Origin of the sequence: Streptomyces sp. SLBN-31 (assembly GCF_006715395.1) — a bacterium.
In the GTDB taxonomy this organism is placed as follows: Bacteria; Actinomycetota; Actinomycetes; order Streptomycetales; family Streptomycetaceae; genus Streptomyces.
On the sequence record NZ_VFNC01000002.1, the window covers coordinates 3,050,681 to 3,067,634 of the forward strand.

Sequence of the window (16,954 nt, forward strand, 5' to 3'; positions counted from 1 at the left end):
GGTGTCTGCGACGGCGCGCGGACGGGAAGAAGGGCACGGCGAAATTCCCCCGGTCGACCCGAAACAAGGTGGAGCGGCGCCTGGGAATGTCCGCAGGTGTAGCCACTTCAAGATCGGCCAGATTCTGTGGTCGGGTCGTGAAGAAATCCAGAGTTCCCTGTGGTCATGTGGTAATGATCACGTCATGTAACGGTCAAAGAGACGGCAATCGGGATGCTACGACGCCGCTGGGGGGCGCGCGCGGGCTCCGTTCCAAGTCATGGGCGTGACGGGCGACTTCGCGTGGGTCATGATCTGCAACCGTTGTCCGAGGGGGGAAGGAAGACTCGCCCATGACGAGCAAGTGGCGGCGCCTGCGCGCCCACCGGGCCGCGGCGGCGGCCGTCGTGGCCCTCGCCACGGCCTGCGGCCTGACGTACGCCGGGCTGACCGGCGCAGGCGGTGACCGGCACCAGGGCGCCGACCGTCCGGCGCGGCCCGCCGCACCGGTCACCGAGGCGGAGGCCGCGTCACGGGCGGCGAGCTCCGGCAAGCCGGTCGAGGTGACGGCGCTGCGCACGGCGTACGAGACGACGTGGGCGCGTCCCGACGGGCTGTTGCAGCGGCGCGTGCACGCGACTCCGATCCGGGCGAAGGCCGACGGCCGCTGGCAGCCGATCGACACCCGGCTGGTGCGCACCTCACGCGGCTGGTCCCCGCGCGCCACCAACGTGGGCCTGACGTTCTCGGCGGGCACCCGCGCCGGCTCCGCGCGGGCAGACCGGGGGGCCGGGGTGAGCCGGGTCTCGCTGGTCGCGGCGACCACGGACACCGCGAGCGCGCTGGTGACGCTCACCACCGACGGGCACACCGTCCAGCTGACCTGGCCGGGCGCCATTCCGACGCCGGTGATCGACGGCTCGCGCGCGCTGTACCCGGAGATCCTCCCCGGTGCCGACCTGGTGCTGACGGCGGACGACGGGGGCTTCGCGCAGCTGCTGGTGGTCAAGACCCGGCAGGCGGCCGCCGATCCGCGGGTGGCGCAGCTGACGTACGGGCTGACCTCGCCGGATCTGACCTTCAGTCTGGACCCCACGACCGGCATCGTCAGCGGCCGGGACGCCGACGGCGAGGAGGCGGCGCTCTCCCCGACTCCGCTGATGTGGGACAGCTCCGGCACGCCGGCGCTGACCGACGGTCAGGCGGGTACGACGGCGTCGCCGACCGCGTCGGAGAGCCTGTCCGGCGACGCGAGTGCCGCGCCGGACGACTCGGACTCGCCCACCGCCGTCTCCCCAGAGCCCAGCGACAGCGTCGACGACAGCGACGACGGTGACGTGTACGACGAGGTGCTGCCCAACGCGACCGACGAGGCGCCCGACCCCTCGGCCGGGGAGAGCGAGAGCGCCCAGCCGTCGGTGCCCGCCGAGGCCTCGCCCGAGCCCACCCACTCGGGGGCGGCCGTCACCCTGGACCTGCCCTCGCTGGCCGGCCCGCAGCCCGACTCCCGCGGCACCCTGGTCACGGCCGACCTCGACGGCTCCACCTGGTCCCTGACGCCGGACCAGGACTTCCTGACCGACCCCGACACGGTCTACCCGGTCTTCATCGACCCCTCGGTCAGCAAGCACACCAACGACTGGACCACCGCCTACAGCCGCCACCCCAACGCGAACTTCTACAACGGGCGCAACTTCAACAAGGGCACCCATGAGGCCCGCGTGGGCTTCGAGTCCGACACCTGGGGCACCTCGCGGTCCTTCTTCAGCATCGACTGGAACCCGGACCTCAAGGGCGCGACCGTCATCAGCGCCAAGCTGCACGCGCTGGAGACCTACTCCTGGTCGTGCAGCGCCCGCACCATGAATGTCTATCTGACCGGTGCGATCAGCAACAAGACGACCTGGCGCAACGCCCCGAAGATGACGGCCGGCAACAAGCTCGCGAGCAAGAGCTTCGCGCACGGCTACAAGTCCTCCGGCTGCCCCGACGACTACGAGGCGTTCGACGTCAAGCCGGCCGCGCAGAAGGCGATCGCGCACGGCTGGGACACCCTCACCATCGGCTTCCGCGCCGGTGACGAGGACTCGGCGTACTCGTGGAAGAAGTTCCAGGCGGACGGCGGCAACGACCCCTACATCGAGCTGGTCTACAACCGCCCGCCGGCCGCCCCCTCCCACCTGGACCTCGACCCCGACCTGTCCTGCGACACCACCTCGCCCTACGTCAACGTCGGCGCGGACTCGATCACCTTCTGGGCGAACAGCAGCGACAAGGACGCCAACCTGGCCTCGCTCCGCTTCGAGCTGTGGCCGACCGGCGGCAGCGGGAACCTGCTGGGCACCAAGGCCAAGGTCACGGTCGGCAGCCAGACCGGCTCGGCCCGCGTGCACACCGACCCGTTCTCCACCAGCGGTCTGAAGAACGGCGTCAAGTACTCCTGGCGGGTCAAGGCGGTGGACAAGCGCGGGGCGACCTCGGCCTACGCGCCGTCGAAGACACCGTGCCGGTTCGTCTTCGACAGCTCCCGACCCACCCCGCCGGTGGTCACGTCCACGACGTTCCCCGACGCCGACGCGCGGGACGACGGCTTCGGCAACGCGGACGAGGACTCCATCTGGTCCACCGTCAAGTTCGGTACGGCGGGCTCGTTCAGCTTCAAGGCCTCGCAGACCGACGTGGTCAAGTACGAGTACGGCTACAACTCCGCGTCGTACACCGGCTCCGTGCCGCGCACGAACGGCGCCGCCACCTCCACACTCAGCACCTATTCCGGCGTGAAGCCGCCGCTCGCCGGGCCGAACGTGCTGTACGTCCGGACGGTGGACGACGCCGGGAACGTGTCGGACCCGCGGAAGTACTTCTTCTACGTCACCCCGCGCGACACCGCCGACGCGCCGGGCGACTTCACCGGCGACGGCTTCCCGGACCTGATGGTCGTGGACGGCAACGGCAACCTGCGCATGTACCCGGACAAGGGCACCACCGACGGGTCCAAGGGCACCGGCACGCTCGGGTACTCCATGTCCGGCGCCTACCAGGAAAACAGCGACAAGGACCCGAACGGCGACGACCTGCCGCTGTACTCCCGTCCAACGTCCGGCTACTGGAAGAACACCCTCATCGCCCACCTCGGCGACGTCTACGGCGGCGACGGCCTGCAGGACCTGATCGCGGTGCGCTCGGGCAAGCTGTGGGTGTACCCGGGCGACGGATACGGCGCGGTCGACATCGGCCGGCGGCACCAGATCCTGCTGCCGGACGGCGCCCCGGACCCGGCGACGATCAGCCAGATCGTCTCGGCCGGCGACGCGACCGGCGACGGCAAGCCCGACTTCTTCCTCACGGTCGGCGACGCGATGTGGGTGCTGACCGGGTACAACGGCGCCACCGTGGAGGAGGCCCGGCGGCTGTCGGGGTCGGCCTGGACGGACCGCGACTTCGTCACCGCCCAGGACGTCTCGGGCGACGGGGTCACCGACTTCGTCTACCGCTCCGACGTCAGCGGACGGCTGCTGCTGCGCAAGGGCATCAAGGACACGGCGACCGGAGGCGTCGACCTCGACTCGCTGGCATCGGGAGCCGCCTCCTCCGGGGGCGCGGACACCGAATACGGCGCCTCGGGCTGGGGCAGCTCCAACATCCGGCTGCTCTTCGGCACCCCGGACGCCAACGGGGATGGCATCCCCGACATCTGGGCGCTGAAGGCGGACGGCACGGTGCGCTTCTACGCCGGCAGCCGTACGGTCCTCAGCGGCTCCGGTACGGAGATCGTCGGCAATGGCGACGGCGTCGGCTGGAAGAACAAACTGACGGTCGGCTGATGCGATGAAAGGGGCGGGGCCTCCCGCTCCTGCCGGGTGCGCAGGATGCTCGGCTCAGGCAGAAGTCCGACCTCGGGGAGGCCCTCGATGACTTCACCGTACGACGGTGTGCAGTGGGTGGGGAAACGGACCTGCACCGGCACCGCTCGGTCCCAGTGCGGATGGCGCAGGACGGGCAGCCGCTGGGGAAGATGTCCGGTTCACCAATGATCCGGCCCGGCTCAAGCGGGAGATCGCCAAGGCCGGTCCTGGGGCACGGGTGGCGCTGGAGGCCACGCTCGGGTAGTACTGGGCCGCCGATGCGCTGGCCCAGGCCGGTGCCGAGGCCCACCGGGCCCACCCGCTTGGCTTGAAGGCGTTCACCTCCCGCCGGGTGAAGAACGACGAGCGGGACGCCGCCGACCTGGCCGACCTGCTGCGGCTGGGACGGCTGCCGGAGGCATGGCTGGCTCCGCCCGAGGTCCGGGAGCTGCGGGAGCTGGTGCGCAGCCGGCACAAGCTGGTGAAATCTGCGCACCAGCTGCCGCACCCAGGCCCGCGGCGTGGTGGCCAAACAGGGCATCACGGTGCCCATGAGTGACCTGTTCGGTGCCGTCGGCACCGCCTTCTGCAACGGGTTGCCGGTGCCAGCCGGCTACGCGGGGCGGCTGCGGGCGCTGCGCGAGGTGATCGGCAATCTCGACCGGCATGGTCTGGCTCGATGGGCAGATTGCCGCCCCTCTTGTCGACGACGTGGGTTATCGCGCGATCCAGGAGATCGGCGGCATCGGGCCGGTGCCGGCCGCGGTGTTCGTCGCTGAGATCGGCGATGTCACCCGCTTCCCCGTCCCCAAGCAGCTGTGCTCGTGGGCCGGGCTGACACCCGGACACCGTTCAGGGATGACACATCGCCAGGTACCGGATACGGCGCCGACGCGCACGGAGCTTCTTGTGCGCGCCGACGCCGTGCGTCAGTGGACAGGCACGCCTCCCGATCCGCACCCACGCCGCATCTGGCGGATCCCATGGACCGTTTCAGTTCCGGCGGTTTCTGTGAGCCGGCCCGGAATGACGTCGCGTCGAGACAGCAGGACACCGCCGAATGTGATCTCGCTCGGTTCTGCGATGACCAGCCCCATGCACGGAACGCGCTGCCAGAGCACCCCAGAACAGGCATAGCGGAGGAGGTTGCACGCCCTCACCGAAATCCTGCGGCCTCAGCACGGCCTCACGATCTTGAAATGAAGGTCTGAAGACGCGGCCCGGACGGCCACCGACCACCCTGATCGCTCCCATCGGAGCAGGTCAGAGGAGCCGCTTCCACCCCCTGTTCAGACAAAGCTGACGCTCCGATACCCAAAAATGAACGTTTCCGCAGGTCAGAGACCTGCACAGGTGGGGCGGGTGGGACTCGAACCCACGGCCGACGGATTATGAGTCCTTTGAGGATCTTGGCGGCCCTTGCCGATCAACGCTCGTTCATGGCCTATTAGCAGGTCAGGCAGGACAGGCCGTGTCGGTGCTTCTCGGCCCTTGTCAGTCTGTTCCTGTCCTTGCGGCCTCAACGCGGCCTCAATGGGCCCCGCCTGACCGGCTCATCGACGCTGGATGGCCATTGCACCAGCTCGGGAACGGGGCTCGAACTCGGTCGCAGCGGATTGCCCTTCCAACGCAAAGAGGCCCGCCCCATCGTCTGGGGCAGGCTTGATGGCCGTTTTCTCATAGACCGAGAGTTGCCCGTCGCTTCGGCGACAGGCACGGGCTGCGCCCGTGGATCCGGTCTGCCGAGGACGTAGGTCTCGTCACCGAGATCGGTGACGATCCTCAGCTTGCCGCCGAGCGTCTGACGTAGGCCGCGAGGGTATCGGCCTGGCTGCCTCGAGCTGGCCTTCTCGATTCGGGAAACGCGGGCCTGAGTGACACCCATGGCCTCGGCGACCTGCACCTGCGTGGTGTGCTGCCGCTTGCGCAGCTCAGCCAGGCGATGCACGCGAGAGGCGGTGACCATCGTCTGCGCTCCCTGGACGATCTACTCCTCCTCGGCATCAGTGAAGGCGAAATCCTTGATCAGGTCTCCCTAGGAGACGGCCTGCGGGTCCTTCAGGTGATCGGTCATCGCGTCCCGTCCCCTCCTTCAATTCGCTTCAGGTGATCTGCGTAGGCCTGCTCCCCTTTGCGGTACCGCGTCGCGATGTCAGCCGGACCAGGTAACCGCCTTGTCGCCGCCTGCCAGGATCACGGCCTGGCGCTCCGGGGGTGGAAGACGAACAGCAGCCGCACTTCCGTGGCCCCGGCCGAGCCGGGGCGGAGTTCCTTGAGGTAGGAGAGCGTCGAGCCCTTGATGGCCCCGACCAGAGGCCGGCCCAGCGGGTTCAGTCTCACCAAGGCCGCGGAGGCCATCGGCTTGCGGTGCCCCAGACCGCCGCTGCCGTGTAGACCTCCGCACGGTCGCGGCAGACGACCTCCCTCTCCGCCTAGGACTTGCCGGGCTTCAGATCGCCGATCACCCCGATCCGGATGCCCAGCCACGGATAGGTGTGGTTGTAGAACACGTTGTCCTGCGGCTGCAGCCCGACAGCGGAGGGCCACATCTGGAAGGCCGGTGCGTTGGAGATTCCGCCGTGGAGCCGCCGCCACACCCGCAGGGAGCTCCGTCCGGAGGGGGGCGCCGTGATCGTGTCGGTCCACTCGACCGCGTTGCCGCCCTGGTCGAGAGTGCCCCACGGCGAGGTGGTCCTCGCCCCGCCGACCGTGCTGAGGCTGCCCTGGTAGACCTCGGCATAGGTGCTGGGGTCGAGTCCCAATGGGTTGACGGTGGAGCAGTCCTCGGGCTGCAGCTGTCCCGGGCACCAGCTCGGTGCCGGCTTTCCGCTCGCGTGGTACGAGGCCAGTGGCTGGGTCGCCGCGTTGGTGACATCGCCGGTGGCCGGGTTGAGGACGGTGGGGTTGGGGGCGGTCGCGTCTCCGTCGCCGAAGACTCCCGGGTTGGTCGGGTACTTCCAGTAGGAGTAGGTGCCGCCGCCGCGCGGGTCGTAGTAAGCCGCCTTGATCCATTCGTCCTGGCTCGGCAGGACGAAGCCCGAGCGATGGGCTCGGGTCGTATTCGGCCGGGCCAAGTCGTACATCCCGCGCTCGGTCTGCGCCGATAGTCTGACCTGATAAGTGACATAGTTGAAGCGGCCATTGCTGCTGGACCGCTTGGAGATCAGTCGGCCGTTGTAGAGCGAGTTGACGAATCGTGCCGCCCTCAGGAAGTTTGCGAAGCCGTACGGCTTGTCCGCCCACTGCGGAAAGGCCACCGAGTAGTGGCTGCCCATGTCGGCGCTGCGGGAGAAGTTGATCTGGCCGTACCTCGGCCATGCCGACGAGCTCTCGGTCTCGTCATAGAGACCGAGGCGGTTGCGTCCCTCGGGATCGGCCGTATTCAGGAACGCCACCCACTGTTCCACGGTGACTTCGAGCTGCCCGATCTCGTAGCGATGGCGCACACCCCCGACTGTCAGACACTTGCTCGGGGAGGGAGCTTCGGCGCACGAGGGGTACAGGGCGTCCTTGAATGGGAGAATGCCCACCGAAGGATTACCGGGCGCGCCGACCTTGGCGGTCCTGAGTGTGATGACCGCACCCCCGGGGGAGGGGCCGTCCCCAGAGGGACGCGGCTCGGCGGCAGCAGCACCGGAGCCGGCCGTCACGGAGGCGGCGAGCAACGCCGACAGACCGCACGCCGCTACGACGGCCCTGCTGACGCGAGTACGGCGGGAAACAAAGTGCATGAGCATTCTCTTTTCGGCCATGCCAGCCTCTCCGCGGCAACGGCCAGCGCGGATCGGACCGACGATCACTCAACGGTTGACGTCACGCTAACCCCATTCACTACTCTCCGCTTTCCTTGCATCACGGAAACCGCATGACCGGCCGCGGGCGGCCTGGAATTTCGGTCGCGACCGGGCACGGGAGTGAATCCCATGGGCCGCCCGGTGCGGGAGGAAAGAGCGGAAGGCGGGGGGTGCCCCTATGACTTTGGCCGAGGGGACGGTCCATGTCCCTGACAGGCGCGGCGCGGAAGGGCCCGCTTCCCTGTGCTCGAATGCACTGTCGAGATGCGGCAGCGTTATCGGCGACCGGCCAGAAGCCGGACGCCGAACCGCCGTCAGGTCAGGCCGGTGACGTGCCAACCCGGCCGAGATGCCGGACGAAGAACCGGGCCGATTTGTCGACCTTGAATCTGGGCACCTGGTTATGCCTGCCCGGACAGGCGTGCCACACCCTTTCCTTCGAGGCGCAGGCGTCGAACAATGCGAGACCGGATTGGCGCGGGACGGAACCTGCGGGCCGGCGAGGGCGGCCGGCCTCGGCCGCAAGGAGCATCCGGCCTGACGCACCGACGTCAGCGCGACCCCAATGTGCGACGAGGAAGGGGCTTCGGCTCCCGCCCCTTCCCTCCGGCTGTAACGGGCAGGTACGAGCGAGTGGGAGAAGGGTCGGCCCGCCAGTTCCGATCATGGCTGAGCCGTGGCCGGTGACGCTGACACAGAGGCGAGGAGCGTCCGCGCGGCCAGCCAGCTACTGCAGAGGCCGTCTCATTCAGCCTCTCTGCCGTCGTTCAGGACAGGCCCAAGCCAATCCTCGCCGACAGAGCGGACCGGGCATGAACGCCGGTGAACGGCGGTGGACGACGCCCAGCAGGCCACCAACAGACTTGGAACGCCGGTCAGCCGAGGCGGGATGCCGCTTGGCAAGCAGCCGACACAAGTCGTCTCGACCGACAGCTGACGAGCACACCGAGCAGCGCAGCTCCTCGCCGGCTGGACGCCAGCTGCGGCGCATGCGCTTCATCGCGAATGTGATGGTGTCGCCGCCCTCCTGGCAGCCGAAGTGACCGACTGAACCGTGGGCGCTCCCGCGGAGTGGCGGACACGCAAACGTTCGCCAGACTCCAGGAGTGCTACATCGTGGCACCTGGTAGCACACCGGGCTATCCTGGGGCTATGACCGCCCAGCCCGAGATCACCCAACGAGACCTGCGCACCAACTCCAAACAGATCATGGACGCTGTCCAGAGCGGCCAATCCTTCACCGTCACCCGCGACGGCCACCGCATCGGCGAACTGATCCCCCTGCGCCGACGCCGGCGCTTCGTCCCGCGCGGCGAGTTCGCCGCCATGTCCCGCACCGCCCCGGACATTTCCCTGGACGCCTTCCGCGTCGACCAGGACGCCACCACCGAGCAGGAGCCGGACGACCCCTATGCCCGGTGAGCACCGACAGGGACTCCTCGACACCAACATCATGATCCTTCGCAAGTGGATCAACCCAGAGGAACTGCCCGCAGAGATGGCCATCACCGCCATCACCCTGGCCGAACTCTCCGCAGGCCCCCACCAGGTCCGCAGCAACGCCGAGCAGGACGACTACGACGAACACGCCGAACGCGCCCGCCGCACGGACATCCTCCAGCGCGCCGAGAACGAGTTCGACCCCATCCCCTTCGACGCGGAAGCCGCCCGCATCTACGGCCGCGTCTGCGCCGCCGTCGTCAGCGCGGGTCGCCAACCCCGGCGTCGTATCGCCGACCTGATGATCGCCTCCATCGCCATCGCGGAGGGCCTACCCCTGTTCACCACCAACCCCGACGACTTCAAAGGCCTGCACGACCTGCTCACCATCGTGCCGGTCACCCGCCCCAAAGTGCTCCACGATCATTAGGTCGCCACCACACCCGTCCCCGGGTGTGTCTGACGTCCGTGCAGCCGACGCGTCAGAGACCGCCTCCAGCGACCATCGGCACCATCCCGCTGCCCGCGACCGTCAGGCGCACGGGCCTGATCCGCCACTGCCCACAGCGGCTGACGCGGAGAGCACACCCGTCCGCCGTTCCCTCGCGTCGGCACCGCCCGGCCCGCCTTCGCCCACCCCACCGACCGCCACATCGAACGCGTTGCCCCACGTGCCCCAACCGGGCCGCAGCCCCGTTCCCGTTACCCGCGGCCTCAGGATGGCCTCAATTCGTGGCACTACCGCCGCCCGACCCAGCACAGCAGGCCCCGTCGCCTACGCATCCGCCCACCTTTGTGCAGGCCAGACGCCGGATCAGCTAACGCCGCCCGAACCGACCCCCAACTCACGAGCAGCGGATTCCGTCCGTTCAGGCAAGGCTGACGGTCCGGCACCCAAAAAGAACGTTTCCGCAGGTCAGAAGCCTGCAAAGGTGGGGCGGGTGGGACTCGAACCCACGGCCGACGGATTATGAGTCCGCTAGGGAACTTGGCGGCCCTTGCCGATCAACGCCTATCCTTAACGTTTTCCCAGGTCAGACGCCCTGATCAGTGTCAGTCCTGAGTGGTGCTTGTCGATGCGTTCCTGTCCTTGTGGCCCCTTAATGGCCCCTGAAGGTCGATGAGTTGGACGCTCGCCACAGCAGCAGCCTCGTCCGCCCAGTTCGGCCAAGAGGATGGAACCCTCTCGCAGCGGATTCCCCTACCGACGTGCCGATGCTCCACCCCTGATCCCGGGGTGGAGCATCGTCCCTGATGCCAAGAGGTGAGCCGGCCTACCGGACTGCGATTGAACCGGGGTCGTAACTTGCCGATCGGATCAGCCGAGGACGTAGCTCTCATCGCCGAAGTCAGCGACGATCTTCAACTTGCCGCCGAGCGCCTTGACGTAGGCGGCGAGGGTGTCGACCTCGCTGCGCTCCAGTTGGCCCTTCTCAATGCGTGAGACGCGGGCCTGGGTGACGCCCATGGCTTCGGCGACCTGGACCTGTGTGGTGTGCTGCCGCTTCCGCAACTCGGCGAGGCGGTGCACACGGGAGGCCAGGACCATCGCCTGCGCCCCCTTCTGGATCTGGTCCTTTTCGGCATCGGTGAAGGCGAAGTCCTCGGCCAGGTCTCCCCAGGAGACGGCCTGCGGGTCCTTGAGGTGATCAGTCATCGCGCCCCGTCCTCTCCATCGATTCGCTTCAGATGCTCCGCGTACGCCTGCTCCGCCTGGGGCACCGCGACGCGATACCAGCCCGACCAGTTGCCCGCCTTGTCACCGCCAACCAGGATCACGGCCTGACGGTCCGGGTCGAACACGAACAGCAACCGCACTTCAGTCGCCCCTGCCGAGCCGGGGCGGAGTTCCTTGAGGTTCGACAACGCCGAGCCCTTGATCGTGTCCACCAGAGGCCGGCCCAGCGCGGGACCTTCCTCCTGAAGAGCGGCGACAGCCTGGCTGACCTGAATCAGGGTGTCGCGGTCAGTACGGCGCAGACCGTGAAGCCACGAGAGAGCCGGCTCGACCACGACAATCTTCCAAGCCATGCACCGTCCACATCTGCAATTTATTACACTGACAGCATACACCACTGACGTCATATCGGGAGGGGCTGCGGTTCTCGCAGTGCTGACGCGTTGCCGCCGATCCTGTACGGCGTCGGCAACCGCACCCGGGCGCTCGACACCAGGGGGCGGCCGTTCTGCGCGCTGCTGCCGTCTGCCGAGTACGCGGCGATCGAGGGCACACGGCTGCTGTGGACTCACACCGAGAGGCCAACGACATACCACTGCCCTTCCTGGCCGAGGGGCCGTTCAGGCGCTCGGCCACATGCTCTGCAAGAAGGGCGGCCCGGAAGAGGCGAACCGAACTGTTGGCGCGACTGGAGGAGAGGCACGCGGAGTTGGAGGCTGCCCGGGCGGCCAACCCCGAGCTGGCCCGGGCCCTGAACCAGAAGCGAGCCGCGGACCGCTGGGGTCTGGCCAGCTCGGCCGTCCAGCCTTCCAGTCGAGGCAGCCCTTGGCTGCGGAAGGCGCGCTCCGGCGGGGCGCCTCCCGCTTCGACCGCCGTCCCGGGGAGAGCGACGCGACCGCGACCGATCTTGCGCAGCCCGAGCGACAGCAAATACTTGGCTAGCCACATGTTTGCTGTTACGTTGGTTATGTGTCCAGCCACCTAAATGGGTGGTGACACGAGAGGAGTCGTCATGAAAGCCATCCTGTTCGACCGTTTCGGAGGCACGGAAGTGCTGCACGTGGCGGACATCGAGGTCCCGCAGCCCGGCCCCGGGCAGATCCGCGTCCGTGTCAAGGCGGCCGGGCTGAACGCACTGGACGGCAAGATCCGCTCCGGGGCCATGGAGGCCGCGTTCCCCACGCCGCTCCCCGCCGTCCCCGGTGGCGAGCTCGCCGGCGTGGTGGACGCCCTGGGTGAGGGCGTGCAGGACGTGCAGGTGGGCGACGAGGTGCTGGGCTGGTCGGACACCGGCTCGTACGCCGAGTACGCGCTGGCCACCACCGTGGCCCCCAAGCCCGCCGGCCTCGACTGGCAGCACGCGGCCGCGCTGCCGACGGCGGGCGCGACGGCCGAGCGGGTCCTGGACCTGCTCGGCGTCGTCGCCGGGGAGACCGTACTGATGCACGGCGCGGCCGGAGCGGTCGGCACCCTGGCGGTCCAGCTGGCCACGGCCCGCGGAGCGCGTGTCATCGGCACCGCCGGCCCCGCCAACCAGGACTACCTCACCTCGCTCGGTGCCACCGCGACCCTCTACGGCGAGGGCCTGGTCGAGCGGGTCCGGGCACTCGCCCCCGACGGCGTGGACGCGGTGTTCGACCTGGCCGGGAAGGGGGCCCTGGAGGACTCCATCACCCTGCGCGGCGGCACCGAGCGCATCGTCACCATCGCCGACTTCCGCGCACACCAGCTCGGCATCACCTTCTCCAGCAGTCCCCGGGAACGCTCCGCCGCCGGCCTGGCCGCGCTGGCCCAGGACGCCGCGACCGGCAAGGTCGTCACCACCGTCACCGCCTACCCGCTCGCCGAGGCCGCCACGGCCCAGCAGGTCAGCGACGCCGGGCATGTCCGGGGCAAGCTCGTCCTCACCGTCGACTGATCACGCCCGCCTCTCCCCCTGTTCCGATCATCACCGCACCGAAGGACCCCTCATGCTGAACGCCCTGTGGACACCGACCGCCGTCGGTGACATCTCCCTCCCGCACCGCCTGGTCATGGCCCCCATGACCCGCGACCGCTCCACGCCCGAAGGCGTGCCGACCGAGCTGAACGCCGAGTACTACGCCCAGCGGGCCTCGCACGCGCTCATCATCACCGAGGGCACCCAGCCCTCCCCCGACGGCCAGGGCTACCTCCTCACCCCCGGCATCCACAATGACGAGCAGATCGCCGGGTGGCGCAAGGTCACCGACGCCGTGCACGAGGCCGACGGCCGGATCGTCATCCAGCTGATGCACACCGGACGCATCGCCCACCCCGACAACACCCCGCACGGCCGTCAGCCGGTCGCCCCTTCGGCGATCCGGCCGCAGGGCGCGATGTTCACCGCGTCGGGCCCCCAGGAGATGCCGACCCCGCGTGCTCTGTCGACGCAGGAGGTCGCGGCGACCGTCGACGACTTCCGCCGCGCCGCAGCGGCCGCCGTCGCGGCAGGCGCCGACGGCGTGGAGATCCACGCCGCCAACGGCTACCTGGTACACCAGTTCCTGTCCGACAACACCAACCAGCGCACCGACCGCTACGGCGGTTCCCTCGACAACCGCATCCGCTTCGCCGTCGAGGTCGCCGCTGCCGTGGCCGACGAGATCGGCGCCGACCGCACCGGCCTGCGCATCTCCCCCGGCAACCCCTACAACGACATCGCCGAGTCCGACACCGCCGAGCTGTATCCGGCGCTCCTGCGCGCCCTGAGCCCGCTCGGCCTCGCCTACCTCCACGTGATGCACGCGGGCGACGAGGAGCTGCTGGGCACCTTGCGCGCGCTGTGGCCGACCACGCTGATCCTCAACCGGGCCGGCACCGACCTGCCCACCCGCGCCAAGGACGTCGACAACGGCACGGCCGACCTTGTCTCCGTCGGCGCCCTCGCGCTCGCCAACCCGGACCTGGTCGAGCGGCTACGCTCTGACGCGCCGCTGAACACCCCCGACCCGGCGACCTTCTACGGCGGCGGAGTGGCCGGCTACACCGACTACCCCACCCACACCGTCTGAGGAACCGCATCATGCCCGCCTCCACCCACCGCACCCCCTCTACGGCCAGCGAGGGGCCGATGAGTTACGCGATCTTCCAGCTCGCCCGCGCCCACCGCGCCCGCGCCGCCGCCATACTCCGCGAGATGGACCTGCATCCCGGACAGGAACTGCTGCTCATGCAACTCCTCGACCGGGACGGCCAGACCCAGTCCGAACTGCTCGAAAGCGTCGGCCTGGACCACTCCACCGTCTCCAAGTCCCTGCGCCGCATGCAGGACGCCGGCCTGCTCATCCGCGAGCCGGCCGCACACGACCGGCGCGTCATGGTCGTCCACCTCACCGACAAGGGCCGTGCCATGCGCGAGCCCCTGGCAGCCATGTGGCGGGCCCTGGAGGAGACCTCCGCAGTGAACCTGTCGGCGCAGCAGGCAGAGTCCTTCGTCCGCACCGCCTACGCCATCGCCGACGCGATCAACAGCCGCGCTGTTCCACGGGAAGATTCCGAGTAACTCCTCTGGGCCCGCACCCCGGTTCCGGCCTGGAGTGCGCTTCGTTTCCGGCGCTCCTGCGAGTGGACAGTGCTGCAGCGCACTCGGCTCATGAAGGACCGGCTCCCTCGGCGGTAAGGTCGTCGACGAACTGCTCAAGCGCGGTAAGAACGTCCGCGCTCTGGTCCGGCCGACCACCGACGCGAGCAGGCTCGAAAGGCGGGGTGCCGAGATCGCCCGCGGCGACATGCTCGACCTCGACTCGCTCGTCGCCGCCATGAACGGCGCCGATGCCGTCATCACCACCGCTGCCGGCTACACCCGCGGCGGCAAGAACGCGCACGACATCGACACCGTCGGCAACGCCAACCTCGCCGAGGCCGCCCACCGCACCGGCATCCGGCGGTTCGTCCTGACCAGCATCCTCACCAGCGACCAGACGCCCCAAGTCCCGCACTTCTGGCACAAGAAGCTCGCCGAGGACAAGCTCGAACAGCTCGGCGTCCCGTTCGTCGCACTGCGCCCGGGGGCGTTTCTCGACCAGGTCGCGAGCATGGCGGGCGACCCGGTCGACAAGGGCCGCATGGTGTGGATCGGCAAGGCCACCGTCCCGCTGACCTTCGTCCACACCTCCGATCTCGCGGCGTATCTGGCAGCCGCGGTCGACGCCGAGGCCGAGGCCGGTGAGCGGATCGACATCGGTTGGGACCGTCCGGTCAGCATGCGAGAGGTGGCCGACGTAATGGGCAGCCGGGCCGGAAAGAAGATCAAGGTGTGGGCCCTCCCGTCCGCCGTCACCCGCGCCGCAGGAGCCGTCGCCGGCCGCTTCATGCCCCTGATCAAGGACATGGCCGCGATGTTCCGCTGGTTCGAGACCGGCCGCTACGTCGCCGACCCCCGCCGCCAGGAGCAACTGTTCGGCCCCGTCCCCACGGCCGAGGACGCCCTCGCCCGGTACACCGACGAGCTGGGCATGGCGCAGCACCGGGACAGGCCCGCACGCCGGTCCCGCCGCCCAGGCCCGTTGTGACAGGGCGCCACACGTTCCCCGTACCAGGAATGGGACCTGCCCGGGTCGGCTGCAGCCGAGCTTCAACTGAACTGGCTATACCACGACACCTGTTGCACTTGTCAGCGTCAACGGAACCGGCGCTGAGCTGCATGAAGCCCCCTCGGCCGGCCTCGCGCCACAGTCGCTCCCCTGGAGAACTCCTGGCCGTCAGGAACCGCTACCACCGCAGCAGGTCCACCCTCGTACGACCGGATCATCAGCGCAGGCTGCGCCTGCGCCTGAGCGGCCCGCAAAGCAGCCGCTGCCCGGCTTGCCCCGGTCACCACGGGGGTCCAGACGAGAAAGGGTCGAGTAACCCATCGGGGCCGTTTCCCCTCCGGGCCGTTTCCTTGCCCCTCGGCCATCGCCGGGACACTTCCTCAGCAGCGACAGGCTCTCCACAGCACAGACCGCAGCCGACGTCGCCCTAGCCCTACCCGCGTCCGCGCACCCGCCGCGCCGGTATCCGCACTGCCTCCGCCGCCGGCCCGATACTCAGCTGGCCACCCTGTGGATGGCTGCCCCAGCCGCGTCACCATCAAATGGGACAACGAATCGACTCCGAGACACCGTCGTCCTGGACACGTCTGCGCCGTCCCGGCCCCTGTAGGGCCCCTGGGTCTTGGCTCGGCCCTCGACGCAGTCGCCCGGACCGCGAGCGACGCCCTCGATCATCTACTCAGCCGCAGGTCAGAGGGGTTGGAGTCCCCCGAGCACGGCCGACTCCAAACCCACGAGCAGCGGATTCAGTCCGTCCAGGCGAAGTTGACGCCCCGACACCCGAAAATGAACGTTTTCGCAGGTCAGAGGCCTGCAAAGGTGGGGCGGGTGGGACTCGAACCCACGGCCGACGGATTATGAGTCCGCTGCTCTAACCGGCTGAGCTACCGCCCCATAGCGGCGTGTCGCGTACATGTGTGCGCGCCGTCTGCCGCAGCATAGCCGCTCATACGATCTCCTGCTTCGCAGGGGCGACTTCGCATGCCCTTCAAGACTCCCCCCGTGACCTGCATGGTTCCGCCGACACACGGTCGGACATGAAAAAGGACCCCGGCGGGGTCCTCGTTCAGCATGCTCCCCCGACTGGACTCGAACCAGTAACCTGCCGGTTAACAGCCGGCTGCTCTGCCAATTGAGCTACGGAGGACCGAGCTCCCCCGACTGGACTCGAACCAGTAACCTGCCGGTTAACAGCCGGCTGCTCTGCCAATTGAGCTACGGAGGAATGCCTCGTTGCATCGAACGTACCTACCTGGGTATTCGCCAGGGGGCGGGCGCTCGCTGCGACACATACATTAGCGCAAGCAGGGGGGTGCTCCGCCAATCGGTATCCCCCACGGACGGAAGGGTGGCTCCCTCATGCGCTACAAGCTCACGTTCGTCGTCGGCCTGGCTCTGGGTTACGTCCTGGGCACACGCGCCGGACGCGAACGCTACGAGCAACTGAAGAAGTCCGCGCGCCAGGTCGCCCAGAACCCGGCGGTCCGCAACACCGCAGAGACGGCCGCCCAGCAGGGCCGCCAGTTCGCGGGCAAGGCGTACCACGTGGTCAGCGACAAGGTCGGGGACCGGGTGCCGGACTCGGTGACGGACCGGGTGCGCTCGCTGAAGGGCCGGCACACCAACGGCACGGGCGAGGACGACTGGGGCACCAGCAACACCTAG

At 68.8% G+C, this 16,954-nt stretch carries 14 protein-coding genes, 4 tRNA genes and 1 pseudogene; 10 read left to right on the plus strand and 9 right to left on the minus strand.

The window, feature by feature from the left end; genetic code table 11:
- Positions 1-332 precede the first annotated feature (332 nt).
- The 3 genes from FBY22_RS33890 to FBY22_RS33900 all read left to right on the plus strand — a co-directional run bounded on the left by FBY22_RS33890 (position 333) and on the right by FBY22_RS33900 (position 4,961).
- Positions 333-3,803: a DNRLRE domain-containing protein gene (locus tag FBY22_RS33890; RefSeq protein WP_142151792.1), complete on the plus strand. Its 3,471-nt coding sequence runs from the start codon at positions 333-335 to the stop codon at positions 3,801-3,803.
- Positions 3,804-4,107: 304 nt separating this feature from the next.
- Entirely contained in the window at positions 4,108-4,383 is a 276-nt protein-coding gene (locus FBY22_RS33895) for a transposase (protein WP_142151793.1), read from the plus strand.
- Positions 4,384-4,490: 107 nt separating this feature from the next.
- A complete protein-coding gene (locus FBY22_RS33900) occupies positions 4,491-4,961 on the plus strand; it encodes a transposase (RefSeq protein WP_142151794.1) in 471 nt (156 codons plus the stop codon).
- A 382-nt stretch (positions 4,962-5,343) separates the two neighbouring features.
- Here FBY22_RS33900 and FBY22_RS33905 read toward each other — a convergent pair whose 3' ends face one another.
- The 3 genes from FBY22_RS33905 to FBY22_RS33910 all read right to left on the minus strand — a co-directional run bounded on the left by FBY22_RS33905 (position 5,344) and on the right by FBY22_RS33910 (position 7,270).
- Entirely contained in the window at positions 5,344-5,790 is a 447-nt protein-coding gene (locus tag FBY22_RS33905) for a helix-turn-helix transcriptional regulator (protein ID WP_260845248.1), read from the minus strand.
- A 227-nt stretch (positions 5,791-6,017) separates the two neighbouring features.
- Complete coding sequence (locus FBY22_RS44035) at positions 6,018-6,182, minus strand: hypothetical protein (RefSeq protein ID WP_160159946.1); 165 nt, start codon at positions 6,180-6,182, stop codon at positions 6,018-6,020.
- 74 nt (positions 6,183-6,256) lie between these two features.
- A complete protein-coding gene (locus FBY22_RS33910; protein WP_260845249.1) occupies positions 6,257-7,270 on the minus strand; it encodes a hypothetical protein in 1,014 nt (337 codons plus the stop codon).
- A 1,500-nt stretch (positions 7,271-8,770) separates the two neighbouring features.
- Between FBY22_RS33910 and FBY22_RS33915 the strand changes: the two genes are divergently transcribed.
- Both FBY22_RS33915 and FBY22_RS33920 read left to right on the plus strand, forming a co-directional pair.
- Positions 8,771-9,040, plus strand: a complete 270-nt coding sequence (locus tag FBY22_RS33915) for a type II toxin-antitoxin system Phd/YefM family antitoxin (protein WP_142151796.1) — start codon at positions 8,771-8,773, stop codon at positions 9,038-9,040.
- Positions 9,030-9,488 carry a type II toxin-antitoxin system VapC family toxin gene (locus FBY22_RS33920; protein ID WP_142151797.1) on the plus strand — a complete coding sequence of 153 codons (459 nt, stop codon included), beginning with the start codon at positions 9,030-9,032 and terminating at the stop codon, positions 9,486-9,488. The genes FBY22_RS33915 and FBY22_RS33920 overlap by 11 nt, the downstream gene beginning before the upstream one ends.
- Positions 9,489-9,991: 503 nt before the next feature.
- On the opposite strand, the gene FBY22_RS44040 is transcribed toward FBY22_RS33920, so the two are convergent.
- The 3 genes from FBY22_RS44040 to FBY22_RS33930 all read right to left on the minus strand — a co-directional run bounded on the left by FBY22_RS44040 (position 9,992) and on the right by FBY22_RS33930 (position 11,089).
- Positions 9,992-10,070: transfer RNA gene (locus FBY22_RS44040), tRNA-Ile, on the minus strand.
- A 306-nt stretch (positions 10,071-10,376) separates the two neighbouring features.
- A complete protein-coding gene (locus FBY22_RS33925; RefSeq protein ID WP_104780727.1) occupies positions 10,377-10,715 on the minus strand; it encodes a helix-turn-helix domain-containing protein in 339 nt (112 codons plus the stop codon).
- On the minus strand, positions 10,712-11,089 hold the full coding sequence (locus FBY22_RS33930) for a type II toxin-antitoxin system RelE/ParE family toxin (protein WP_142151798.1): 378 nt from the start codon (positions 11,087-11,089) through the stop codon (positions 10,712-10,714). The genes FBY22_RS33925 and FBY22_RS33930 overlap by 4 nt, the downstream gene beginning before the upstream one ends.
- 659 nt (positions 11,090-11,748) lie before the next feature.
- Between FBY22_RS33930 and FBY22_RS33940 the strand changes: the two genes are divergently transcribed.
- The 4 genes and pseudogenes from FBY22_RS33940 to FBY22_RS33955 form a co-directional block, all read left to right on the plus strand.
- Positions 11,749-12,654 (plus strand): NADP-dependent oxidoreductase, encoded by a 906-nt coding sequence (locus FBY22_RS33940; protein WP_142151800.1) that lies wholly within the window; start codon positions 11,749-11,751, stop codon positions 12,652-12,654.
- A gap of 52 nt (positions 12,655-12,706) precedes the next feature.
- Positions 12,707-13,768 (plus strand): alkene reductase, encoded by a 1,062-nt coding sequence (locus FBY22_RS33945; protein ID WP_142151801.1) that lies wholly within the window; start codon positions 12,707-12,709, stop codon positions 13,766-13,768.
- 11 nt (positions 13,769-13,779) lie between these two features.
- A complete protein-coding gene (locus FBY22_RS33950; protein WP_142151802.1) occupies positions 13,780-14,259 on the plus strand; it encodes a MarR family winged helix-turn-helix transcriptional regulator in 480 nt (159 codons plus the stop codon).
- 109 nt (positions 14,260-14,368) lie between these two features.
- A pseudogene (locus FBY22_RS33955) lies at positions 14,369-15,268 on the plus strand (SDR family oxidoreductase); the annotation flags it as partial.
- An 841-nt stretch (positions 15,269-16,109) separates the two neighbouring features.
- Here the strand turns inward: FBY22_RS33955 and FBY22_RS33960 are convergent.
- From FBY22_RS33960 to FBY22_RS33970, 3 genes are all read right to left on the minus strand, one after another.
- Positions 16,110-16,183: transfer RNA gene (locus FBY22_RS33960), tRNA-Ile, on the minus strand.
- A 180-nt stretch (positions 16,184-16,363) separates the two neighbouring features.
- Positions 16,364-16,436 (minus strand) — tRNA-Asn (locus FBY22_RS33965).
- A 5-nt stretch (positions 16,437-16,441) separates the two neighbouring features.
- A tRNA-Asn gene (locus tag FBY22_RS33970) sits at positions 16,442-16,514 on the minus strand.
- A 134-nt stretch (positions 16,515-16,648) separates the two neighbouring features.
- Here FBY22_RS33970 and FBY22_RS33975 point away from each other — a divergent pair.
- Positions 16,649-16,954 carry a YtxH domain-containing protein gene (locus tag FBY22_RS33975; protein ID WP_142151804.1) on the plus strand — a complete coding sequence of 102 codons (306 nt, stop codon included), beginning with the start codon at positions 16,649-16,651 and terminating at the stop codon, positions 16,952-16,954.